The sequence below is a fragment of the Amycolatopsis antarctica genome (assembly GCF_002262875.1).
Lineage (GTDB): Bacteria > Actinomycetota > Actinomycetes > Mycobacteriales > Pseudonocardiaceae > Amycolatopsis > Amycolatopsis antarctica.
Genome location: NZ_NKYE01000012.1, coordinates 38,431 through 60,942, shown reverse-complemented (window position 1 = coordinate 60,942; position 22,512 = coordinate 38,431). Strand labels below are relative to the sequence as shown.

General features: G+C 64.1%; 20 protein-coding genes and 1 tRNA gene. 12 read left to right on the top strand and 9 right to left on the bottom strand.

Annotation, left to right across the window (positions count from 1 at the left end; all coding sequences use genetic code 11):
• Positions 1 to 277: 277 nt before the first annotated feature.
• Positions 278 to 931 (bottom strand): TetR/AcrR family transcriptional regulator, encoded by a 654-nt coding sequence (locus tag CFN78_RS18970; protein WP_094864186.1) that lies wholly within the window; start codon positions 929 to 931, stop codon positions 278 to 280.
• A gap of 102 nt (positions 932 to 1,033) precedes the next feature.
• Between CFN78_RS18970 and CFN78_RS18965 the strand changes: the two genes are divergently transcribed.
• From CFN78_RS18965 to CFN78_RS18960, 3 genes are all read left to right on the top strand, one after another.
• Positions 1,034 to 2,053, top strand: a complete 1,020-nt coding sequence (locus CFN78_RS18965) for a hypothetical protein (protein WP_094864185.1) — start codon at positions 1,034 to 1,036, stop codon at positions 2,051 to 2,053.
• Between the two features lie 646 nt (positions 2,054 to 2,699).
• Positions 2,700 to 5,102 (top strand): hypothetical protein, encoded by a 2,403-nt coding sequence (locus tag CFN78_RS28765; protein ID WP_133116384.1) that lies wholly within the window; start codon positions 2,700 to 2,702, stop codon positions 5,100 to 5,102.
• Positions 5,103 to 5,171: 69 nt separating this feature from the next.
• Positions 5,172 to 5,720: an NUDIX domain-containing protein gene (locus CFN78_RS18960; RefSeq protein WP_094864292.1), complete on the top strand. Its 549-nt coding sequence runs from the start codon at positions 5,172 to 5,174 to the stop codon at positions 5,718 to 5,720.
• Here the strand turns inward: CFN78_RS18960 and CFN78_RS18955 are convergent.
• Entirely contained in the window at positions 5,706 to 6,839 is a 1,134-nt protein-coding gene (locus CFN78_RS18955; protein ID WP_094864184.1) for an NsdA family TPR-like regulatory protein, read from the bottom strand. The two genes, CFN78_RS18960 and CFN78_RS18955, sit on opposite strands and share 15 nt — an antisense overlap.
• 156 nt (positions 6,840 to 6,995) lie before the next feature.
• On the bottom strand, positions 6,996 to 7,385 hold the full coding sequence (locus tag CFN78_RS18950) for a transcriptional regulator (RefSeq protein ID WP_094864183.1): 390 nt from the start codon (positions 7,383 to 7,385) through the stop codon (positions 6,996 to 6,998).
• Positions 7,386 to 7,532: 147 nt separating this feature from the next.
• Between CFN78_RS18950 and CFN78_RS30120 the strand changes: the two genes are divergently transcribed.
• The 5 genes from CFN78_RS30120 to CFN78_RS18925 all read left to right on the top strand — a co-directional run bounded on the left by CFN78_RS30120 (position 7,533) and on the right by CFN78_RS18925 (position 11,452).
• Positions 7,533 to 7,814 carry a helix-turn-helix domain-containing protein gene (locus CFN78_RS30120; RefSeq protein WP_338065542.1) on the top strand — a complete coding sequence of 94 codons (282 nt, stop codon included), beginning with the start codon at positions 7,533 to 7,535 and terminating at the stop codon, positions 7,812 to 7,814.
• Positions 7,808 to 8,161 (top strand): WhiB family transcriptional regulator, encoded by a 354-nt coding sequence (locus CFN78_RS18940; RefSeq protein ID WP_420807904.1) that lies wholly within the window; start codon positions 7,808 to 7,810, stop codon positions 8,159 to 8,161. Before CFN78_RS30120 ends, CFN78_RS18940 begins: the two co-directional genes overlap by 7 nt.
• Entirely contained in the window at positions 8,158 to 8,484 is a 327-nt protein-coding gene (locus tag CFN78_RS18935; protein ID WP_094864181.1) for a hypothetical protein, read from the top strand. Before CFN78_RS18940 ends, CFN78_RS18935 begins: the two co-directional genes overlap by 4 nt.
• Before the next feature lie 68 nt (positions 8,485 to 8,552).
• On the top strand, positions 8,553 to 9,287 hold the full coding sequence (locus tag CFN78_RS18930; RefSeq protein WP_205660578.1) for a hypothetical protein: 735 nt from the start codon (positions 8,553 to 8,555) through the stop codon (positions 9,285 to 9,287).
• 44 nt (positions 9,288 to 9,331) lie between these two features.
• On the top strand, positions 9,332 to 11,452 hold the full coding sequence (locus CFN78_RS18925; RefSeq protein WP_094864290.1) for an FtsK/SpoIIIE domain-containing protein: 2,121 nt from the start codon (positions 9,332 to 9,334) through the stop codon (positions 11,450 to 11,452).
• A gap of 57 nt (positions 11,453 to 11,509) precedes the next feature.
• Here CFN78_RS18925 and CFN78_RS18920 read toward each other — a convergent pair whose 3' ends face one another.
• Both CFN78_RS18920 and CFN78_RS18915 read right to left on the bottom strand, forming a co-directional pair.
• A complete protein-coding gene (locus tag CFN78_RS18920) occupies positions 11,510 to 11,722 on the bottom strand; it encodes a hypothetical protein (RefSeq protein WP_133116383.1) in 213 nt (70 codons plus the stop codon).
• A gap of 105 nt (positions 11,723 to 11,827) precedes the next feature.
• Positions 11,828 to 12,250: a hypothetical protein gene (locus CFN78_RS18915; RefSeq protein ID WP_094864178.1), complete on the bottom strand. Its 423-nt coding sequence runs from the start codon at positions 12,248 to 12,250 to the stop codon at positions 11,828 to 11,830.
• Between the two features lie 824 nt (positions 12,251 to 13,074).
• On the opposite strand from CFN78_RS18915, the gene CFN78_RS18905 reads away from it, so the two are divergent.
• Complete coding sequence (locus CFN78_RS18905) at positions 13,075 to 14,193, top strand: NsdA family TPR-like regulatory protein (protein ID WP_240519542.1); 1,119 nt, start codon at positions 13,075 to 13,077, stop codon at positions 14,191 to 14,193.
• Between the two features lie 187 nt (positions 14,194 to 14,380).
• Positions 14,381 to 15,481 carry an AlbA family DNA-binding domain-containing protein gene (locus tag CFN78_RS18900; RefSeq protein WP_240519555.1) on the top strand — a complete coding sequence of 367 codons (1,101 nt, stop codon included), beginning with the start codon at positions 14,381 to 14,383 and terminating at the stop codon, positions 15,479 to 15,481.
• Positions 15,482 to 15,567: 86 nt separating this feature from the next.
• Here the strand turns inward: CFN78_RS18900 and CFN78_RS18895 are convergent, their stop codons facing one another.
• The 3 genes from CFN78_RS18895 to CFN78_RS18885 all read right to left on the bottom strand — a co-directional run bounded on the left by CFN78_RS18895 (position 15,568) and on the right by CFN78_RS18885 (position 18,157).
• Positions 15,568 to 17,334, bottom strand: coding sequence for a tyrosine-type recombinase/integrase (locus CFN78_RS18895; RefSeq protein WP_094864175.1), 1,767 nt, complete (start codon positions 17,332 to 17,334; stop codon positions 15,568 to 15,570).
• Positions 17,335 to 17,427: 93 nt separating this feature from the next.
• Positions 17,428 to 17,501: transfer RNA gene (locus CFN78_RS18890), tRNA-Arg, on the bottom strand.
• 251 nt (positions 17,502 to 17,752) lie between these two features.
• Positions 17,753 to 18,157: a peptidase inhibitor family I36 protein gene (locus tag CFN78_RS18885; RefSeq protein ID WP_094864174.1), complete on the bottom strand. Its 405-nt coding sequence runs from the start codon at positions 18,155 to 18,157 to the stop codon at positions 17,753 to 17,755.
• Between the two features lie 365 nt (positions 18,158 to 18,522).
• Here CFN78_RS18885 and CFN78_RS18880 point away from each other — a divergent pair, with 365 nt between their 5' ends.
• Positions 18,523 to 19,722 carry an MFS transporter gene (locus tag CFN78_RS18880; RefSeq protein ID WP_094864288.1) on the top strand — a complete coding sequence of 400 codons (1,200 nt, stop codon included), beginning with the start codon at positions 18,523 to 18,525 and terminating at the stop codon, positions 19,720 to 19,722.
• Here the strand turns inward: CFN78_RS18880 and CFN78_RS18875 are convergent.
• Positions 19,696 to 20,325, bottom strand: coding sequence for a histidine phosphatase family protein (locus CFN78_RS18875; RefSeq protein ID WP_094864173.1), 630 nt, complete (start codon positions 20,323 to 20,325; stop codon positions 19,696 to 19,698). The two genes, CFN78_RS18880 and CFN78_RS18875, sit on opposite strands and share 27 nt — an antisense overlap.
• 51 nt (positions 20,326 to 20,376) lie before the next feature.
• On the opposite strand from CFN78_RS18875, the gene CFN78_RS18870 reads away from it, so the two are divergent.
• Complete coding sequence (locus tag CFN78_RS18870) at positions 20,377 to 22,395, top strand: bifunctional copper resistance protein CopD/cytochrome c oxidase assembly protein (protein ID WP_094864172.1); 2,019 nt, start codon at positions 20,377 to 20,379, stop codon at positions 22,393 to 22,395.
• The last annotated feature ends 117 nt before the right edge of the window (positions 22,396 to 22,512 follow it).

The window sequence follows — 22,512 nt, the reverse complement described above, 5'->3', positions numbered from 1 at the left end:
TTCGTAGATGTGAGACAGGTTGCGCCCGCCGCGCACACCGCAACGGATACCGACGCACGGCTCGCTCGGCTTGGTGAAGGGCTCCATGGCCACCCCAGGTTTGTCGGACCGGACCCACGGTGGATCAGGCAGTTCCGGCCACGTCCTCGATCTACTTCTGCTCGGTGCTGAGCGTTTCGGATGCTCGACCGTCGCCGGTGTGACGCTGCGCTGGTTCCCGGCATCGAGCTCGGCCATACCGCCGGCACCGAGATGTGTCCCGCCCTTCGCTGTGTCCTCAGCGAGGCTGGCGTTGTCGTGTTCGTTGTTCGGCCGCGTCGAGTGCGGGTGCGAGTGGTGCGAGCGCGGCACGGAGTAGGTCGGGTAGCGAGCCGGACGGCACGACGAGCTCGCCGGCCGCGGGAGACGCGATCCTCGGCTGTACCCATTGGTCGAGTGCGACCCGAATCGCGGCGGCCACGCTCGCCGCGAGTACACGGGCGGTGTGCGGGTCGGTGTCGCTGATGCGTTGGGTGATCGCGTCGGCGAGGGGGCGTTCGATCTCGCTGGTGGTGTCGATGAACGCCTCGCGCAACTCGGGCCGGGTGGTGATCAGCAGCAGCGCGTCGCGATGTTGTTCTCCCGGGTCGGTGTAGTGCTCCACGATCGCCTCGACCACGGCGTGGGCGAGGCCGATGCCGACGGGCCGGGCGGTGACCGCCGCCGCGATCCGTGCTTCCCGCTCGGCCGTGACGGCGGCGACGATTGCCTGTTCGCGACTGGAGAAGTAGTTGTTGTAGGTCCTCGGCGAGACTCCGGCTGCCTCGGCTATGTCGTCGACACGCACATTCTCCGGACCCCGCGTCAGGGCGAGCCGCAGGGCCGCCTCGCGTAACGCCTCCCTGGTCGCTTGCTTCTTCTGCTCGCGCAAACCTGTCCGTCGTGTCGTCACGATCGGAGTATCCCAGTCGACATGCGTGAACGCAAAATTGCGTGCACGCAAGTTTATCGCCTAGTCTTGGGGCTCCACGTCGTGACCGGAAGGACCAGACCCATGCGTGCCAAGGGCATTGCGTACGACACCGGCCTAATCCGCAACGGTGAGATCTCCCGCGAACGTTTCGATTTCGACCTGGTGAAGCGGGAACTGGCCGTCATCCGTGACGACCTGCACTGCAACGCCGTTCACCTCGTCGGCGGCGATCCGGAGCGGCTGGAGCTTGCTGCGCGCTGCGCTGCCGAACTCGGACTGGAGGTCTGGTTCTCGCCCTACCCGCTGGACCTGACGACCACCGAGATACTGGCGCTGTTCGCCGACTGCGCCCTGCGGGCGGAGCGGGTCCGGCAGGCGGGAGCCGAAGTCGTGTTCGTCGCCGGCGTCGAGTTGAGCCTCATGGATCGGGGATTCCTGCCCGGAGACAACATCGCGGAGCGGCTCGATCGACTGTTCAGCCAGCCCGACCGCATTGGCGAGCGAACCGCCGAGGCGAGCGCACTCCTCAACGACTTCCTCAGCAATGCTGTGACGACGATTCGCCAGCATTTCCAGGGGAAGATCACCTACGCCTGCATCCCGTTCGAGCGTGTCGACTGGACCCTCTTCGACATCATGTCGGTCGAACTCATCCGGTCCGCCGAGGTGGCCGACCGCTTCCAGGAGGGCGTGCGCACCCTTGTGGCGCAGGGAAAACCGGTCGCGATCACCGGCTTCGGCACAGCCACCTGGCGCGGCTCGGGGGACGTGGCGCCGCGCAGTATGGAGATCGTCGAACACGACGAGACCGGTCAGCCGGTTCGGCTGAAGGGGCAACACGACCGCGACGAGGCCGGGCAGGCCGCCTACCTGCGAGAGTTGCTGGAGATCTTCGATGCCGAAGGCGTCGACGGTGCCTTTGTGTATCTCTTCGCGCTCTACAACTACCCGCACCGCCCCGAGGACCCCCGTCACGACCTCGATCTGGCCAGCCTCGGCATCGTCAAGGTTCTCGAAGAGCGCGGTGGCGACAGCTATCCGGACATGCCATGGGAACCCAAGGTCGCCTTCGTCGAGCTGGCCGACTACTACCGCGGCTGATCAGCTCCGGTCCGCACGACAGGGAGGAGCACGAACGTGAACACAATCGCGGCCAACACCGTCCTGCTGGTTGACCGGCGGGGCCGCCGGCTCGGCCGCGACGGCGTGCGGCTCGCGTGGCGGCTCCGTTCACGATCCTGCAGTGCTGCGCGGCGTGAGACGCAGCCGGAACCTATGAGTTCGGCGACCTCCAGGCGGACGAACTGACCCGGCAAGCGTCGTGGCCGTATCCGGAAGACGTGGTGATCGCCACGAAGATCAGATCTCCGGATGAGGCCGCCGGCCGTGACGTGCTCGCGGGAAGGTCGGCATGTCTCAATCGTATGGGGATCTCCTGCTGTCCAACCGCTGTGCGAAGCAGAACATCTACGCTGCCTGGTGGCGCCCCCGGCAGGACTCGAACCTGCGACCTAGAGATTAGAAGGCTGGCACTCGAAGCGTGATCTAGCTTCTAGCTGCGAGTTTGTAGGTGCTCTTACTGCCCACGCCATGTCACGAGGCATCCTCGGCAGGAGTTCATGTCACGAACCATGTCAAGTCTATGGCCTTCCGATGCACCCATCGGCTGATTGGGTGTTACGGAGTCCGTGCCTTCATCGATAGCCTAAACGATCGACGTCTCTGTGGTGGGAAGGCGGTTCGGCAGGTGGTCAACTATGAACGTGCAAAGCTGGCAATAGGTACCCTGGCCACGGAAGCCGAAAGACATTTGGACTTGAACGAGGCGACAACACGTCTCCGTTTGATAGACCGATTGCTTTTTGACACCCTCGACTGGGCGCCGGAGGATATAACGACCGAGCAGTACGAATCGGGTGACTACCTTGATTACGTACTGGGCCGACCAGAAAGACTTGCCGTCATTGAAGCTAAACGAACTGGTCGCCATTTCGAACTCCCGGTAGGCGTGGAAAAAGAGCGCTATGTAGATGTAAAAACTATATACGACTACAATCACTCAAATAAAGCTGCACTTGAGCAGGTTGTACGCTACTGCCAAACTGGCGGTATAAGCCTTGCTGTTCTGTGCAACGGCCATCAATTGATTGCATTCCTTGGGAGTAGGGGTGATGGAACTCCTCCTTTGTCGGGGCGCGCGCTGGTATTTGCTAGTCTGGTGGACATGGAGCGGGACTTCTCACTCTTTTGGGATTGCCTATCCCGTGAGGGTGTGGCAGCGGGAACGCTTCGTCTTCAGTTTGCTCGCCGCGGACAGCTCGCGCCGCCTCCGGAGAGGCTTTCGGCAAGAATTGGCAACTATCCCGGGTTTAGATATCGCTCCGAGTTAGAAACTGATGTGCGAATACTTGCCGACTTATTTCTTCAGGACCTCGTGCAGGAAGACGAGGTGTCTGACGAGTTTCTTGAAGAGTGCTACTGCACCAGTGGTGCCTTGTCGCAATACGCACTTGTTAGCAAGGAAATCCTGCGTTCGCGGTATGCAGAAGTACATAAAGTTGCCGCAGTTGACAATGTAGCAAAAGGAAAGAAAAAAGAAGCGCGACTCACGGGCGATCTTCTGTCGGCAGCCTTGACGAGGCGCCCTTTGGTGCTTCTGGGTGACGTTGGGGTTGGAAAGACAATTTTTCTGAAGCACTTCATTCGAATAGAGGCTGCTGACGTGTTGAAGAAGTCCATTGTGTTTTATGTGGATCTTCTTCGTCAGTCATCCCTTCTTGATGATGTACGTCAGTATCTCGTCGACTCAATGATTAGCTCTTTGGAGGCGCAGGCAGAGGTTGACATATTTGAGGGCCCTTTTGTAAGGGCGGTTTACAACAAGGAGGTGAATCAGTTCAAGAAGAGCTTGTACGGTGGTCTTCGGGAGACAAATCCGTCGGAGTACGCCAGGTTTGAGCTAGATATGTTGTCGAAGTTGCAGGCAGATGGCCTGGGGCATCTACGGAGAAGTCTCGAGCATCTTCGTGGAAGTCGGGGAACTGAGTTCGTTCTCGTTCTGGATAACATTGACCATCACGAGTTAGAGTTTCAAGAGCGCCTCTTTGTGATTGGTCAGTCCCTTTCTGAGACGTGGCCTCTCGCGGTATTTATGTCGTTGAGGCCGGACACCTTCTACACGTCCAAGAAGCGGGGATCCCTTACTGCTTATCAACCTAGGGTCTTCACGGTTGAGCCGCCGAGAACTGATCTTGTAATCTTAAAGAGGCTAGATTTCGCGCGAACCCAATTGCACCGAACTGGACGTCTCGACTCTTTCCCGACCGGTCTTACGATCGACTCAGATAACCTACTCGTGTACTTGAATGTCCTAGTTGAAGCATTCAAAAACAACAACCAGCTAAAGGAACTGGTTGACAATCTGAGTTCCGGAAATGTTCGCCAGGCGTTGGATTTTGTGTCTCGCTTTGTAGGAAGCGGCTACGTATCGACTGCGCGGATCCTGGAAGTGCACGACCGTGGAGGTCTCTATACGCTCCCCATCCATGAATTCATTCGATCAATCTTGTATGGTGAGTATTCGCACTATGATCCGCGATCTTCTGCGGTATGTAACATACTGGATATAACCAGCAGCGACGGTCGCGAGCACTTTACGTTGCCAATAATTCTTGCTGCTTGCCAGGCACGTGGAGAGTCGTCTCAAAATGGTTATGTGGACGAGCGAAACGTTTATGAGCACTTGCAGGGTCTTGGATATGCCGTTGGGCAGATCGAGGCGCAAATCCAACGAGGCGTCGACTGGAAGCTGCTTGACGTTAGTCGGGATGATCCAGGCATGCGGTCGGTGCGCGTGACGGCAGCTGGTGGGTATATGCACCAAAGGATGCTCACGTTTTTTGCGTATATTGACGGGATGATCGTTGATACTCCAATAGTTGATCCGGCAGTTCGCCGAGATGTAGGGGACGTACAGTCGATCAATGACAGGCTGGATCGAGCAGATATATTTCGTCGTTACCTAGATTCTCAATGGAAATTTGACGAAGCTGCGACTACGTTTTCCTGGCCTGACGTAAGCGCTAAGCTAGCTCGTGACATGGAACGCACTTCGACTAAGGCGAGCCGTGCAAGCCGTGCAAGACGTTAACTCGGGTAATCGCTACTAGTTGAACCGGACGTGAATCATGCAGTTGGCCGTGGGGGTATGATTGCTGACATGGTCGATGAGGTCGGAGCATGGCGTACCTACGGTGAACGTTTGGTGTATGACAACCGGTGGGTTCAGCTCGCGCTAGTAGATGTTCAGGCGCCCAATGGAAATCGTTGGGAATATCATGTGGTGCACTTGGCGCGGATTGCGATCGCCTTGGTTGTTAATGACCGCGACGAGGCCCTCATGCTTTGGAGGTATCGGTTTGCGACGAAGCAGTGGGGATACGAGCTGTTAGGCGGGCTGGTCGATGACGGAGAGGATTCAGCTGCGACAGCTGCTCGTGAAGCTGCCGAAGAGAGCGGATGGCAGCCGACCGGCGAAGGCAAGCACTTGGTCAGCTTCGAACCCTTGCCAGGCCAGGTCACAGCCCCCATGGACGTCTACCTCTGGCGAGGTGCCGAGCACATCGGCGACCCGACCGACACGGAGGAAGTCGGCCGGGTCGAGTGGGTGCCGTTGTCGCGTGTGAACGAGCTGGCCCAGCGCCAGGAGTTGCTGGGGTCGGGCACGTTGGTGGCGTTGCTCTACTACCTGAACTCACACAAAGCGTGATTGGCCGGTAGGCAGGATCAGGCCGCTGAGCCTGCGTAGGTGGCGGTCTGACCTGATCTGCAGGCCGAGTTGGCGTGCCTGGCGGGCGTACTGCCGTGCCTCGTCGCGATTCCCGGCGGCTGCGTGGGCGAACGCGAGGTCCACCATCATGCCGACGCGGGCACGGACGAACGCTGCTGGCAGGCGGGGGAGTGTGTTCGTCAGGTGCTCGACGGCGTCCGGTTCGCCTAGTTTGGCGAGGGCGCTGCCGCGCCAGCGGTCCAGGTGTGAGCCGCCGAGGAACAGGTAGGGCAGCGCAGGGTCGTTCGGTTCGCTGGGTAGCAGCGCGTCTGCCGTGTCGAACGCTCGCAGTGCCTCGGTTCGCTGGCCGGACGCGGCGAGCCCTTCGCCCCTGGCGGCCGTCAGCCACGCTTGCAGCAGCGGCGGAACGGTGTGGTCGCCAAGGGATCGCGCGTGTTCGAGCTGCTCGGCCGCCTGGTCGGCCGCGTCTATGTCGATCAGTACGAACGCCTGTTCCGCGAGGGCGTGTGCGAGCGCGGTTGTCGAGCCGAACTCACGGGCCGCTGTCTTCGCCCGCTCGTAGTGGTTCCATGCCTGGCTGATCGCGTTGCGGTCGAGCGATACCCACCCTGCGAGCGTTGACGCCTCCACGAGGACCCCGGCCAGCGCTTCGCGCTGACCGCGCGCCGTGCTGTGGGACAGATACCCTTCAAGCTGCGCGATGAGGCTGCGGAGCTGGTCCAGCAGCGCGATCCCGCCGAACTGTCGGTCGACGTGGCGGGCGTTGTCGACTTGGCGGCGGAAGGCGTCCACGGCTGCCGCATCGACTGAGCGCGCCACGGCGAGCCGTGAGCGAAGCTCCGCTACCTCGTCGTCTTCGTCGTCGGTGGGGAAGCCGAGTTCGTCGTTGGTTCGGCCGTACACGTCGCGGAACAGCCGCTGGTACGGCTCGCTGACCTGCTCGTGGCCGTTCTCCCAGCGGGACAGCTTCGTCTTGAGGCTCGCCGCCTCCATCACCGGGACGCCGAGTACGTCGGCACGTCGAATTAGCAGCGCGATGACTTCCGCGGCCTTGTAGTCGAGCTGCTTTCGGACGGCTTGGAGCTTGGTTGCGGCCATCAGAATATGCACCACCGATAACCGCTGTGACCTGCGAGGTTAATTGCGGTTAATAGGTTCTGGGTTAACCGCTGCCACCTGCGAATAAGGCTTCCGCTGCCGTTTCCTGAGTGCATGAGCGAGAACAGGAACCAGCGCGGCGAGTGCATCAGCCGCCTACCGGGAGCCTCGGCGGTGAGCCGGCTCGGACAGCGCGGCCACGTCGTCGCCGATGGTGTCGAGCCGCTTGCTCATGTCGTCCAGTCGGCCTTCGATGGCGGTGAGGCGGGCAAGGATCTTGTCCGTGGTGTCGTCGCCGGTTTCCCCTGGGCGCAAGGGTTTTCGTCCAGCAAGGACCGCGGCGAGGTGGCCCGGATGCCAGTCCAGGGCCAGCGACAAGGCTTCGAGCGTCCGGGCACTGCGACGGCGTTCGACGGTCTGGTGTTGAAGTTCGCGGACGATCGCCTGCGAGACGTGCGAGCGTTCTGCCAGCTCGCGCTGGCGAAGGCCGAGCTCATGCGTGCGCTCGTTGATCGCCCTCGCGACCGCCGCCCAGTCCTCCGTCACCCATTCCTCCGTGGTCCGCCTGAGAGCCGAGATTAGCGCTCGATCACGCCTCGGCGAATGTGCCTCGCGCTTTTGGGGCAATTCTGTCTCGACACAAGCTGATATCAGCTCATATTCAAGCTGAAACAACTTCTAAGGAATTCATCAATGGGTACCGCTATGCCTAATGCCGGAAAACCGGCGTTCTACACAGTCCGTGAAGCCGCGCGAGTCCTTCGCGTGGATTCCTCAACGCTTTACCGGGCGATACGGGAAGGTGTCTTCCCCGCCGTGCGGATTCGCACCCGCTACGTCGTTCCGGCAGTCGCGCTGGACCGACTCATCGACCAGGCCACCGAATCGGGTACCTGCATCGATCCCGCCCGGATGGTGGCGGAACAGCGCACCGCCCGAGAGGTCGCCCGAGTGACCGGAGGTGCGGCGTGGTGAACCAGGACGACTACGACGAGATCGCCGCGAGCCTCGACCGGTTCGTGGACGTGCCGGACGACGTGCTGTGCAAGGTCGTCACCCGCGACGGCTTGTGCGTCTGGGCCTTCGACCGGGACGAACTGCCGGAACTACCCGGCGAGGATGCCCCGGACCGGGAGTTGGCGGCCGAGATGTGCGCGGGCTGCCCGGTCACTGACGAGTGTCTCGAACTGGAACTACGGGTCGCCGGGCCGCTCACGGTCGGCGTGTGGGGCGGCCTGCCCGATACGGATCGGCGCGAGGTCTACCAGGTGTGGAAGTGGCGGCACATCAACCGCGGCGTATGGGCGGGTGAGCAGCCATGACGGTCAATCTGACGCCGGAACAGGTGTTGGCCGGTGCCGGTGTGCTGCTGGCTCTGGTCGTGGTGTGGCGGATCGGGTCACGCCGGGCACGGCAGGCAGTCGACAGAGCGCGGGCCGGTGTGCGGGCGGTGTCGCTGGCGGGCCGTGTCCTAGTGATGGCAGCCGCATTCGTTGGCGTGCAATGGCTGGTTATCGCCAATCCCGGCAATGTGACGTTGCTGCTGGTGGTGCTGGCGCTGCCGGATCTGCTGGCGGCCTACGTGCTGACTCGCACCCTCACCGTGACGTCGCTGGACACGACTCGGCGGGGTGAGCGTCGATGACCGGACACGCTGAACGGGTGGCCGCCTCCGGGCGGCCACCCGGCCCGGCCGACGCACAGCACGTCCCGTTGACCGCTGGACAACGGCTCGCCCAGGACGCGGCCGAGGCCGCCGAACTGCGCGCCTACCGAACCCATCCGGACGTGATCGCGCTGCGAGTGGAGCGGGTCCGGGCACAGGTCGATCGGTTGTGCTGGGCCGGGATCGTGCTCGGGCTGGCGTTCACGATGACCAACGTTCAGTCGTTTGCGGCGGACGGGTCGCCTGTGTGGTCGTTGCCCTGGCTTGCGGCGTGGCTGCTCGATCCCACGGTGTCGCTGGTGCTGCTGGCGATCCTGCGGGCCGAGCAGGTCACCGCTCGCTACCAGGTGTCGACCGGTCCGTGGGTGCGGCGGGCGAAGTGGTTCACCCTGGCCGCCACCTACGTGATGAACACGTGGCAGTCGTACGCGGCCGGGTCACTGTCCGGGATCGTGCTGCACTCGGTTCCGCCGCTGCTGGTGTTCACCGCGGCCGAGGCGGTCACCGATCTGCGGGACAAGCTGACCGAGGCCGTGAACGCCGCGTTCACCGAGGCCGCCCCGGAACGTGAACCAGCCAGCACGACTGGACGGCGTCGCACTCGGGGACGCAAGGGCCGCAAGTTGTTCGCGGACTACCTGGACGAGGCACGGCAGGCATGGACCCCGGACGTGGTGATTACTCCGGCATGGGTGCGACAGGTGACCGACTGCTCGCGTGGCCTGTCCTCCCGCCTGGCCGAGACCCTTGCCGCTGAATTGGACGGGGGTGAGCGCCCGTGAACGCCTCCGACGACGAAGCGTTGAACACCGCAGGCGACCAGGCCGTGAACGGCGAGGGTTCATCGCTGGCCCGTGCCGAGGCCGTGGAGGTTGAGCACAGCGGGCCGGTTCTTTACGGCGAACTGGTCGACGACGCACCGCCTTCGCCGGTTGCGCTGTCGCGCTGGGTGCGGTTCGTGCGGTGGTGGCGGTCCTCGCCGCGAGTGCCGGCCGAACTCAAGAGCCGTGCGCTCGCCGCGCAAGCGGCCAAGGATGCGGCGGTGGCGGTGCTGCGGTCACCGTGGCGCTACCTGCGTGCGGTCGTGCGCGGTGTGGTGGCCGGGCTGCGGTGGTGGCGGAAGTGGGTCACCGTGCGGGACTACCGGGAGGCAGTCGAGGAATCGCAGAAGCTGGCGGACAAGTTCGGTGATATCCGGGAACTGACGTTGTTCCGGTGGAAGGTCACAGCCGCCATCGTCGCGACTGTCGCTGTAGTTTCCGTTGTGGTGGCATGGGTTTACGGCGAACGTCCATTGTGGATCGCGGGTGGCGTCGCGTCCGTGGCGCTGGCGGTGCTCGGCCGACGCAAGGACGGCAGCCCCGGACGCAAGCCATCGTTGGCCGGGCCGCGGGCGTTGACCTGGACGATGGATCCGCAAGTCCTGGTCGACGCCTTCCGTGACGCGAAGCTGATCGGCAAGGACGAGATGCTGCGTCTGGTGGAGCGGGCGACTCGCGTGGGTGACGGGTGGGCGGTCACCGTCGACCTGCCCGCGACGCGCAAGGCCGCGGACGTCATCAAGCACCGGGAAGCCTTGGCGTCGGCGCTGGCGGTCGACGAGATTCAGTTGATCGCGGAGCGAGTGCGCGGAAACGGCGGACACGCGGGCCGCGTCGCGTTGTGGGTCGCGGACGAAGACCCGTATTCCGCGCCACCGTTGCGGACTCCGTTGCTGGGCGTCTCGCGGTGGGATGCGTGGCGGCCGGTGCCGTTCGGCCGGGACGCGCGGGATCGTCGGATCGACCTGCCGCTGGTGTGGACGTCGCTGCTCGTGGGTGCGATTCCGAGGCAGGGCAAGACGTTCGCAACACGGCTCGCGGCTGCTGGCCTGATCCTCGATCCGCACACCCGGCTGTATGTGGCGGATTTCAAGGCGGGCAAGGATTGGGTGGCCGCCGAGCAGGTCGCGCACCGGTTTCTGTCCGGCGACGATCCAGAACACGTACTCGCGCTCAAGGACTGGCTAGTGGAGTTGGTCGGGGAGGTTCAGGGTCGGTACCGGCGGATGCGGGAACTGGACGACGAAACGTGCCCAGAATCGAAGATCACGCCCGCCATGTCCCGCGACACCACCTTGGACATGCCTGTCACGGCCTTGTTCATCGATGAGGTCCAGGTACCACTGGAAGACCGCACACCCGTTGACGTACAAGGAAAGAAGCTCACCGCGGGCGAGTACATCGGGGAGCTGCTGACGTGGCTGGCGAAGAAGGCGCCAGCGGCCGGGATCGTGCTCGTCCTGGCGACCCAACGGCCGGACTCCAAGACCATCCCGTCCGGGCTGCGCGCCGTGCTCGGCTCGCGGTTCGCGCTGCGGGTGATGGACTGGCGGGACAGCAACATCGTGCTCGGGGAGCAGATGAACACGCGCGGCTTTGACAGCAGCCGCCTGCTCCCATCGCACAAGGGCGTCGGCATTCTGCGCCCGGACGGCGAGACGCAAGCAGGGGCCGACACTCTGGCCATGACTGTTCGTACCTACTACATGCCCGGTGAGGACTGGCAGACCGTCTGCCGACGGGGCCGGGCACTCCGCGAAGCGTTAGGGACGCTCACCGGGCACGCGGTAGGCCACGACACCACCCCGTGGCTCGACCACGCGGCCGTGGCGAAGGCCATCGGATCGGGCGCACCTGCAAGGGAACCGGCCGCACTGCCGGAACCGCTGGCGTCGGTGCTCGACTACCTCGACCGCAACGCCGACGACCGGGAGTTCGTACCTACGGCCGAACTGGTCGACGCACTCGACGTCGAGCCGAACTCGTTCGGTCGACAGATGGGCGACCTCGGTTGCTCGTCCCGCCGTGACCGTGTGCCCGGTCCGGATGGCGGTACTCGCCAGGTGCGCGGCTACGTCGTGGCGGACGTTCGCGCAGCCGCCGAGAGGCTGCGGGACGAGTTGTGATGCCGTCACACCCGCTGGCGTGCCGTCACTCGTGGTGTGACGGCACGCTAAGGGGTATCACCTGCGGAAACGCCGCCCGTGACGGCTGAGACAACCGCGCAAAAGGCCGTCACCACGGCCCATTCGGGGCCGCGAGACCGGCCGCGCGATGTCGTGTGGGATGCCGTCACGCAGGCTCGCGGTCAGCTCGATCAGCTCGTCCAACTTGCGATCCAGCTCGGCTGCGCGGCGTTCGATCGCGGCCAGCCGGGCGTCAACGTCGTCGGACATGGTCAACACCGCGCCCCGCACTTCGCGCACAAGCTGTACGACTCACCCTGAACCGGGATCGGGGCGTGATCGCCCCCGGCCGGGCAGCCGCCGAGCCCTGGGGTTTCAGGCGGCAGCGGGATCGCCTTCGGGGTTGTGCTGGTCGCACTCGGCATGGGTGACTGCCTCCACAAACAGGTCAAGGGGTACGGACGAAGTGGGGATATCGACGTAAAGCGAGTCGCCATGCGAGGCGACGACAAGGTGAAGGCGACGGCTGCGCGCAAGGTCGTCGGCGTCGCCGAACTCGACCCACGACTGTTCGGCAGCCGCCCACGTCTGCCGTGGCTCGATGTGCTCACGGGTCAGGCGCTCGATCCAGTCCGCGACCGCCACCGGACTCGACAACACTGCGTCCGGTTCGGAGTCCAGCCGGACCACCCGGAGTCGCCACCGTCGATCGGCCGAATCGGTGCGCGGGATCACGTAGGCGTGCCAATGCACCCGCTGCGAACGCCACTCATCGGTGATCGTCTGCCGACCGATCACGAGTTACCCTCGATCGCGCCTGGCAGCGGCACCGCCCGCAGACACGGCACGCACGGCATCCCGGCAGGCTCCGACAGCAACTCAAGTTGCCCAGGTCCGAACTGCGCGCCACACAACGCCGCCAATTGCGAGGCAGGCTCGACGTCGGCAGGCACGGCGAACAAGTGACAAACCCGCGAGGCTTCGCCCACCACGCCCGGCACCGGTCGCCCTAACATCACCGGGCGGCTCACGCGGATCGCCTCATCTTGTGGCGACCGGTGGACGCGAGCGCGGCTGGCCCGCTGCTCGCGTCCACCGGCAGCGCAGACCGGCCGTCCCGTCCGGGGGACACCACTACGGGCGACGGGACGACCGGAGACCGAAACCAGGCGAACAACCGGCGCACAACTCCGCCACGGCCTGACTGCGCGGGCACGGGGTCGGGAAGCGCTGCAGCCCGCACCCGAGCTACGCAGCGAACGCACGGTGGCCGGGACGGCGCAAGCATCGACCCCGGCCGGGTCACGTGCCCGCACACCGCCACGTACAAGCCCAGGTGACGGCGAGCGCCACCCGCGAACTCCTCATCTGTGACGGCGTGCTCAAGACCATCGACCGCACATCGATGCCACACGACGTACAGCCCCTCGCTGTCGGTGCCCACAGCTCATCCCCTGACGTCGGTGCGTCAGTACTGACCAGCACTGACGGCGTGTGACAAACTGAATTCAGCTTGTCGTCAGCTCAACCGACATAGGAACGACAGAGACCCGACACGAGGCCGACATATGGGGACCACAGACAACGGACCGGCGCAGCCGCGCGGCCGGCGGACGCGAACGGTGCTTGAACAGCAGATACGCGAAGTACGCCGCGAGACGTTGCGCGAGTTCGTCGCGTACGCCGAACGCTTCGCTCGCGAACACGGCGAACCAGGAACACTGAGCCTGCGGCACCTCGAACGTCTCGTCGCGGGCAAAGGAGCTAGCGGCAAGCCGGTCGGCCCTCCCCGCCCGGCGACTGCCCGACTGCTCGAACGCATATTTGGCATTGACATCGCCGAGTTGCTGACTGCCCCCGCGGACGGGGAAGCCGAACTGGACCGCTCCGATGCCGAGCTACGTGCGCGGCTCACTTCGTCAGCGCGCGTTGACAACCAGGTCATCGACCTGTTGGAGGGCCAGCTTTCGAGTATTCGCAGACTTGACCGCCAACTCGGCGCACCTGTCGCCCACGGCGAAACCACTGCCAAGGCGGATCAGGTGACCGCCTTGCTACAACACAGCCTTATGCCCGCACGTCGCGAGCGGCTGGCAGCTCTGCTCTCCGAGGTATGCACGCTGGCGGGTTGGCAAGCGCTGGACGCAGGCAACGTTTCCGCCGCATGGCACTACTACGAACGCGGCAAGTTCGCAGCCCGCGAGTCTGGCGACCCATCGTTCGAGTCACATGCGGCCGCTGAACAGGCATTTGTCCTGCTGGACATAGGAGAGGTAGCGCGAGCGACCGAACTACTACTGCAGCTCCGTCGGCGGAAGTCAATTCCCAGGCTGCTGAGTTCGTGGTTAGCCGCGGCGCACGGCGAAGCACTTGCGGCGGCGGGATGCCGGTCAGCCAGTCTGCGAGTATTCGATCGGGCCGCCCAGCTACTGCCGGACACGGCACCGAGTCGTGAACGCCCGTACGTCGTACTGGATGCTGTTCACCTGGCCCGCTGGCGTGGCCACGCATTGGCGCGCATAGGTGAACTCGAAGCGATCGATGTGCTGACTTCCGCGTTGAATAAGCTAGACTCCACCTTTACGCGCGCCGAAACGGCCTTGAAGGTCGACCTTGCCGCAGCTTTCATGAATCGTGGCGAGTTGGAACCTTCTCAACGCTACGCGGAGCAAGCTCGTAACCTTGCTATGGCAATTGGTTCAACCCGACAGCGACGACGCTTGGTTCTCCTCAACCACTGACCGCAACCATTCGGAACCTGTGCACGGCTCCAATTCAGTCATACTCGTCGGGTGAGCATGAACCAAAATTACCTAGACGTGGTATTGGCGCAAGGTTAATCTGTGTGATCTAGTGAAAACTGGGCCCTCAGCTGACGTTGGAACCTCCAAGACCCTTGGAGGTTCCATCCGCTAAACTATAATGGTGATGACCGACGACGCATTGCGTAGACTGATCAATTTCTCGAATCTTCGAGCTCGGGTTAAGCTCTACAACCTCGGCGAAGGAAATCCTGGCTCGTGGGATTCTAACGATTTCGGATTAGTGCGAGGGGTTGACGTTCGACTTGAAGATTTTGCGAATTTATCGTTTGTTGATCTGCATTCGTTCGTCCAAGGGGAGTTCGCGCTTCCGGAACGGGAGTGCGTAGTCTTCGGGTTCCATTTCTATAATGGAAAGATTTACGAGAATTTCGGCGCACTTTTCTATCGAAGCGGCGATATAACGTTGAACTTCAACCTCTCTGGTGGAAATTTTCGCTCGCTTGAGTATGCTCGATCCCATGTTGAACAGGTTTTTATATCCGCAGGGGCGACAGTTGAATCACTGGAACACATGGAAGCGGATGAAGAAGTCGACGAGGATTACTGGTCGGTGACGCTTGCTGTTAGCGACTTCTCCGTTTTAGTTGGTGCGGTAGGTGAAGCTATGAAGGCTACTCGGTCGGCTTTATGTACATTTCGCGGCGAGTTGGGCCCTGATCGATTTGTGGAAACAAGGCAGTCTATATTAAACGGAGAATTTAGTAACCTTCTGGGTGCAAAAGAATGCGACTGGCTGGAATGCAAGTCCACACTTTCTTTGGGTTCGCGAGAAGGTAATGAGATGCTAGTAAAGTCTGTGTGCGGATTCGCGAATGGGTTCCGGTCCTCATTGCTCGTTGTCGGGGTCAGAACTAGACCCTTGAACGGATCTGACACTGTTGCAGAGGTAACGCCGGTATCGTCGAGAGTTCACACTGTTGACCGATATCAGAAGATAATTGACGATTACGTTAGTCCGGCCATTCGTGGAATGAAAATCGACGCAGTCCCCGTCGATGACGGTGTTGTAGTTGTCGTTATGATTCCTGCGCAACCAGAGCATGAAAAGCTTTTCGTGGTTACTACGTCGAATGGTGCTGGTTCTACGAAAACCAAGGTTCAGTCGGTATATCAACGAAGAGGTGACCGTACTGTTCAATTATCTACAGCTGATATGCACGCACTGCTTTCGGCGGGGTATCAAAAGCTACGTTCTGAACAGTAAACTTTCAGTTAGCGCAAGGTGACTCAAGAGGGTCGGTGTTTCTTATTCCAAAGTGTTTTCGTTGGCAACTGAGGATTGTGTGGACCTCAGAGTTCCGCGAACACGATTGGATCCTTTCCTTCCTGTCTAATCTCTAGTTCGTAGTCTCCAATCTCTGTGGTGGTCCTGCCCTGATGACGACGTACGGCGTTTGCTAGCAGTTGGCGAAGCGTGCTCCCGTCTGACACGTCTGCTTCCGTCTTAAAGGTGCGCACCAATTCGCCGAGATAGATGAGTCGGGCTTCAATCAGTTTCTGGTTAGGTGGGTGCGATTCAATATTGTTTCGGGGAGTAGATTCCGGCGACGCATCTTCCGGGGGTTCAAGAACGACGGCACGACGACCACGGGTCGCGTCGACGAGGTTCCACGATTTTAGTAACTCAATTGCTCGGTTCGCCGTCCCGGCGGATACGCAATGAGTTTTTGTGATCTCTTTCTGTGTAGGCGCGGGGGCGCCAACTTTCAGATTACCCGACAGAATTTGGTTACGAATCTGAGCGGCAACCTTCTCGTAAGGTGAGCGAGGGTCTGTCTTGGCGCGTTCGGTAGGTGTCGCTACATCCGTGGGTCGGGCGGGCATTCGAGAGGAGAGGGATGATGCGGCCCGTTGGTCGGATTCAGACACCCATGCCGAGTACACGCGCAATGTGGTGCTTCCGCCGCCTGTGTGGCCGAGGCGGCCGCTTACTGTGCGGGGGTCGACGCCTGCCGCGATCAGTTCTGTCGCGGAGAAGTGACGTAGCTTGTGGAACGTGGTGGCGATCTTAAGGCGCTTGGCGAGTCGTCCGTACCGTTGCGTGACGGTGTCCGGCTTCATCGGTGAGTTTCCGTCGGGTGCGAGCGAAAAGACGAAGGCGTCGTCGCTGAGTTCGATTCCGAGTGCCTGCGCTCGTTCCATGCAGCGCGATCGTTGATCGGTCAGGACGATGACGGTTTCCGGGTCGATGGCGATTCGGCGGTGCTGGTGGGTTTTGGTGTCCTTCTCGGTTGTTTCCCCGCCTGATTGGTCGATGCTCTTGCGGACGTCGAGGGTGCCGTTGGTCAGGTCGACGTGACGCCAGCGGAGTGCGCAGAGTTCGGCTCGCCTGCCGCCGGTGTTCATTGCTAGCCAGACGAACGCACCCCAGTCGGGGTCCTCCCACGCCGCATTGACGATTCGGGCGGCTTCCGCTGCCGTTGGGGGTTGCGGGTCGGGTTTGGGTTCTGGTGGCGGCTCAGCCTTCGCTGCGGGGTTGTGTGCGATCCAGCCCCATCGGACAGCGCGCTTGAATGCTCCGCTGAGTAGGAAGTGGACGCGGCGCACGGTTGAGGTCGCGAGCGGCTGGCAGACGTGTTTGCCGCATCGCTCATCGCAGGCGTGCGGATGGTGCGTGCGGTGGTCGATTCTGGTGCGGCCGTCGCAGTGTGCGCGGCATCTGCGTAGCTCGGCGTAGAAGGAGTCGAGTACGTGTGCGTCGATCGCGCCGACCTTCGTCGCGCCGATGAGCGGCTTGACGTGGTTCTCGTAGTTGCGTCGGTAGCCGCGCAATGTGCCGGGGTCCAACTCGGCGACGCTCAGGTGCTTCTCGATGAGCTGGGCAAGGGTGGCGTTGGTCCGCGGGTTGCGTTGCTCGTCTACCTGGTTGAGCAGGCGAGTGCGTGCCTTCTCGGCTTGGCGTTCGGCGTTGGGGCCAGCGGGGATCGTCTCGGTCAGGTAGTGCTCACGCTTGCTGACCGGGTCGTGTCCTGCGTAGACGCGCACGCGGAGCGTGCCGCTGCTCAGCTTGTCGATGCTGCCGCGCTGACGCTTGGTGCGCTTCGTGGGAGCCGCCATGACAGGCGATAGTACGCCGGTTCATGTCACATGTCCTGTCACGACGACTGCGGTGGAGCTGGCTCGCCGTGCATACCTGCTGGTCAAACGGTGCGCCCCCGGCAGGACTCGAACCTGCGACCTAGAGATTAGAAGGCTCTTGCTCTATCCAGCTGAGCTACGAGGGCCTGTGCGGTGACCGCGGCCGCGCGCACGTCAGCAGCTTAATAGCCGCTACATCCCTTGATCGTCCGAGACCGTCAAATCGTTTCACCCTGGCCTTGCGGTTGGGAAAGTCCTGGTAGGAGCCTCGCGGGCGCGCCGGATCAGCCGGACCGGCGCGCCCGCGAGCGGGGCCGAGCTCGGGGTTCGGCCCCGGGCCGTGTGCCTCCTTGCGGCTCTCTCCCCAGGAGCGGGCGGCACACGACCTGTCATGGGGTCAGTCCCAGAGCTGGATCGCCCGGACGACGTAAGGCCCCTGCGGGACGAAGGTGCCGTTGCCCGGATAGGTGCTGAAGTCACCCTCGGTCGAACAGTCGGCGCCTTGGTAAATGGTCACGTAGCGGTCCGTGCGATTGGCGAACGACATCGCCTCGAATCCTTCGGCGAGCGGGATGCATTCATCGGGATTCGCGGTGCGTAGATCCAGTCGCTGGATTCCGCCGCCGTAGAACTCGCCGGACCAGCCACAGAACTCCCCCTGCGTGCAGTTGAACTCGGGCGGCGGTGTTTGGGTCGGAGTTGTTGTCGCATAAGCCATTCCGGAGCTGCAGAGGAGGCTCAACGCGGTCAATGCGATGACCTTGGGCAGTCGTGAACGCAGCGAACGCAGGTGCGTGGACATGTCGTGGATCTCCCCATCAGGAATCGTGACCGCCGAATTTTTCGGCGAGTGGAAGCGATGTGCCAAGCCTGTCGGGAAAAATGTGTTTTGTCAGCCCGTGTTTTTACTTCTGTGGATAAGTAGTTGATCTCCGCCCGAATGGGTGGCGGTTGTCCACAGTTGCGCAACAGCGCTTGCGGCGGATGTCGTGACGGTGCTACCGGCGAACCCGGTTCCCGGGGTGCGATCTTCACGTGTACCGGGCTTCGGGACGTATTGGTCGCTGGATATTCTGAAGCGCTTAAGTCATTCTGGCGCAACAGTTACGCCACCGCCGCTCGACGCCGGCGGGGGCAGGTTCGCGCGAGAAAGGGGGAGTGCCCGTGGTGTCGCAACGCGCGGCCGTGTTCGGAGTCTTCGCGGTGAACGGTGCCGCCCTCGGGTCGTGGGCACCGCGGGTGCCCGCGCTGACCGAGCAGGTCGATGCGCACACCGGCACCTTCGGGCTCGCCCTGCTGGGCGCGAGTGTCGGCATGGTGCTCGCGGCGTCGGTCTCCGGTCGGCTCGTACAGCGTTTCGGGGCGCGCGCGGTGACCGCCTGGTCGGGGTTCGCGGGCTGTGCGCTGCTGCCCGCGGTCGGCTCGGCGGGCTCCGTCGCCTTGCTCGGGATCGCACTGCTCGGGCTGGGTGCCGCGGTCGGCGCGCTGGACGTGGGGATGAACGTCGCCGGAGTCGTCGCGGAGCGCAGGGCGGGCCGGTCGATCATGCCCGTCTTCCACGCGGGCTTCGCGTTCGGCGCGCTGATCGGCTCCGCAGCGGCCGGTGGTGCCGCCGCGGCGGGCTGGTCCCCGGCCGCGCATCTTGCCCTCGCGGGCGGCGCCGCCGCCATCGTGCTCACCGTGCTGGTCCGCCCATTGCCCGTGCACTCCGGGACCGCGGCCGGGGACGGCGGACGTCCTGCGCTGCAGGCGCGGCCCCTCGCCCGCAGACCGGTGCTCTGGCTGCTCGCCGCCGTCGCGCTGTGCTCGGCCATCGCGGAGGGAGCGAGCGCGGACTGGTCGGCACTGCTGATGGTGACCTCGCACGCCACCGGCGAGGGAGCCGCCGCGCTCGCCTACTCCGGTTTCGCGCTGGCCATGGCGATCACCCGGCTTGCGGGGGCCTGGGGGCAGCGACGGTTCGGGCCGACCAGACTGCTCATCGGCAGCGCCGCCGCCGCGGCCGCCGGGCTGCTCGCCGCCGCGCTCGTGCCGCTGCCGGCCGCGGGCTACCTGGGGTTCGCACTCGCCGGAGCAGGGCTGGCCGCCTCGTTCCCGGTCGCACTGAGCCTGGCGGGGGAAGCGGGCCAGAACGCCGACGGCAGTGGCGGCGAGCGTGAGATCGGTTTCGTCACCACGATCGCCTACAGCGGATTCCTCGCCGGCCCGCCCGCGATCGGCGGCATCGCCAGACTGACCTCGCTGCCGATCGCGTTCGTCGTGGTCGCCGCGGTGGCGGCGGTCATCGCGGCGGCCGCCCTCGGGGCCCGGTACGCGCGGGTGCGGGAGCAGGCGCGGCGATCAGAACTGGACGCAGCCGTCCGGTGACTCGCGCCATTGCTGGAACACCGGATCGAGCCGCGGGCCCCGGCCCGTGTCCTCCACCACCCGGAGTTCACAGGTCGCCGGATTGGACAGCGATTCGAAGAGCTCGATACTCCAGCCGAACAGACGGCGGCAGAGCAACCGGATCGTCAGGCCGTGCGAGACCACGAGCGCGGTGTGCGGGCCCCGTCCCTCGAGTTCCCCGAGGAAGGCGGCGACCCGGTCGTCGACGTCGGCACCGGACTCACCGAACGGCAGCCGGTAGAAGAAGTGGCCGAACTCGTGTCTGCGCCGCTTCTGCACCTCCTGCTCGTCCGGGTCCTGCAGGTTGCCCCAGTCCTGCTCGCGCAGCCTCGGTTCGTGTATCACCCTCGGGCAGGCGTCGCCGAGGTCGAGCAGACGGAACGTCTCCCTGGTGCGCAGGTAGGGACTGACGTACGCGGTCGCCGTCCGCCCGGCCAGCGCCGCTCGCACCGCGGGGCCCGCCGCGGCGGCCTGCGCCCGCCCGGTGTCGGTCAGCGGCAGCGCGTGGTCGGGGATGCGGGTGTAGGCGAGTTCGTCGACGTTGCCCAGTGACTCGGCGTGCCGCAGCAGGATGATCCGCACACCCGACATCCTGCCGGTTCGCAACGCCTCGCGGCCGCATACCCTCGACAGGTGCCTGCCGAAACGTCTGTGACCGACGAGCCCGCACGCCGCCGGGTGAGCGTGCTGCCCCTGCTGTCGGTGAGCGTCGTGCTCGGCGCCGTCGTGGCCGTCGCGCTCGTCGCGGTGACCGGTGGCGCGGGATACGTGATCGCCGGGCTGCCCGACCCCGGCGCGTTCACCCGCTACGGCATCACCGTCGTCCGGGTCATCGCCGAAGCGGCGTCCGTGCTGTGCATCGGATCCCTGTTGCTGGCGACGTTCCTGGTACCCCCGCAGAGCTCGGGCGTGCTGGCCCCGGACGGGTACGCGGCGCTGCGGACAGCGGGAATCACCGCGTGGATCTGGTTCCTCGCGGCGATCGCCTCGGTCCTGTTCACCGCCGCCGACGGGGCGGGCAAGCCGGTGACCGAGATGCTCGACCCGGGAACCCTGCTCGACTTCGTCGACGCCATCGAGCAGCCCAAGGCGTGGTTGGTCACCGCGCTGATCGCGTTGCTGCTGGCACTCGGCTGCCGGCTCGCGCTGACCTGGGGCTGGACCGCAGCCCTGTTCTTCCTCTCGGTCGGCGGGCTCGTCCCGGTCGCGGTCACCGGTCACTCCGCCAGCGGCGGCGCGCACGACCTCGCCACCAACAGCCTCCTGTACCACCTCGTCGGCGCGGCGCTCTGGGTCGGCGGACTGGTGGCACTGCTGGCACTGGGCTGGCGACGCGGCAGCGGACTCTCCCTTGCCGCGCAACGATTTTCCCGGCTGGCACTGGTCTGCTGGATCGTGATGGCGCTGTCCGGGGTGATCAACTCGCTGGTCCGGGTCACCCCCGCGGACCTGTTCACCACCGACTACGGACTGCTCGTGATAGCCAAGACGGTGGCACTGGTGCTGCTCGGCGTCTTCGGTCACCAGCAGCGGCGGCGCGGCGTACGCGACCTCGTCGACGGCGCCGGCGGAGGGCAGCTCCTTCGCCTGGCCGCCGTCGAGGTGCTGATCATGTTCGTCACGATCGGTCTGGCCACAGCGCTCGCCCGCACCCCGCCGCCACAGGAGGTGTCCGCCCAGCCGTCCACCACCGAACTGCTGATCGGCTACGACCTCGACGGCCCGCCGACCGTCTCGTCGCTGCTGCTGGACTGGCGATTCGACCTCGTCTTCGGCACGCTCGCCGTCGTCCTGGCCGTGCTCTACCTGCTGGGCGTCCGGCGGCTCAAGCAGCGCGGCGATACCTGGCAGCCCGGTCGCACCACTGCGTGGCTCGCCGGCTGCGCGGTACTGCTCGTCGCCACGTCCTCCGGCATCGGCCGCTACGCGCCGGCGATGTTCAGCGTCCACATGGGCAGCCACATGCTGCTGTCGATGGTGGTGCCGGTGCTGTTCGTGCTGGGCGGACCGGTGACGCTGGCCCTGCGCGCGCTGCCCGCGGCGGGCAAGAACGCCCCGCCGGGACCGAGGGAGTGGCTGCTGGCCTTCGTCCAGTCGCCCGTGTCCCGCGTGCTCACCCACCCGGTGGTGGCACTGGTGCTGTTCGTCGGCTCGTTCTACATCCTGTACTTCTCCGGCCTGTTCGAGAGCGCGCTGAACTACCACTGGGCGCACCTGGCGATGAACGCCCACTTCCTGCTGTCCGGATACGTCTTCTACTGGCCGGTGATCGGCGTCGATCCGGCGCCGCGGCGGCTGCCCCCGCTGGGCAGGCTGGGCATGATGTTCGCGTCCATGCCGTTCCACGCCTTCTTCGGCGTGGTGCTGATGAACCGGCAGACGGTGATGGGCGAGCCGTTCTACCAGTCGCTCAAGCTGCCATGGGTCGGTGATCTGCTCATCGATCAGCGGCTCGGCGGCGGTATCGCCTGGGCCGCGGGAGAGATCCCGGTGCTGCTGGTGCTCGTCGCGCTGCTCGTGCAGTGGGCGCGGGCCGACGAGCGCGAGGCGAGGCGCACCGATCGGGCCTCGGACGCGAACGGTGAGGCCGACCTGAACGCGTACAACGAGATGCTGAAGAAGCTCGCGGAACCGGGCAACCGCCGCGAGTGACGGCCCCTTTAGCACGGCCCACCGACACGTTCGGCCGGACCGCGCCGGATCGGCCCGGGTTGTCCCCCGCGTGCCGAGCTGTCCACAGATTCCCCGCCGGCGCCCCATCGGTCGCGT

What these genes read in the sequence shown, in the direction of transcription:
- CFN78_RS18900 (WP_240519555.1), top strand. Translation starts at nt 14,381, where the DNA reads ATGACCGACGACGCATTGCGTAGACTGATCAATTTCTCGAATCTTCGA.
- CFN78_RS18935 (WP_094864181.1), top strand. Translation starts at nt 8,158, where the DNA reads ATGACGGTCAATCTGACGCCGGAACAGGTGTTGGCCGGTGCCGGTGTG.
- CFN78_RS18895 (WP_094864175.1), bottom strand. Translation starts at nt 17,334, where the DNA reads ATGGCGGCTCCCACGAAGCGCACCAAGCGTCAGCGCGGCAGCATCGAC.
- CFN78_RS18885 (WP_094864174.1), bottom strand. Translation starts at nt 18,157, where the DNA reads ATGTCCACGCACCTGCGTTCGCTGCGTTCACGACTGCCCAAGGTCATC.
- CFN78_RS18960 (WP_094864292.1), top strand. Translation starts at nt 5,172, where the DNA reads ATGGTCGATGAGGTCGGAGCATGGCGTACCTACGGTGAACGTTTGGTG.
- CFN78_RS18955 (WP_094864184.1), bottom strand. Translation starts at nt 6,839, where the DNA reads ATGGCCGCAACCAAGCTCCAAGCCGTCCGAAAGCAGCTCGACTACAAG.
- CFN78_RS30120 (WP_338065542.1), top strand. Translation starts at nt 7,533, where the DNA reads ATGGGTACCGCTATGCCTAATGCCGGAAAACCGGCGTTCTACACAGTC.
- CFN78_RS18920 (WP_133116383.1), bottom strand. Translation starts at nt 11,722, where the DNA reads ATGTCCGACGACGTTGACGCCCGGCTGGCCGCGATCGAACGCCGCGCA.
- CFN78_RS18965 (WP_094864185.1), top strand. Translation starts at nt 1,034, where the DNA reads ATGCGTGCCAAGGGCATTGCGTACGACACCGGCCTAATCCGCAACGGT.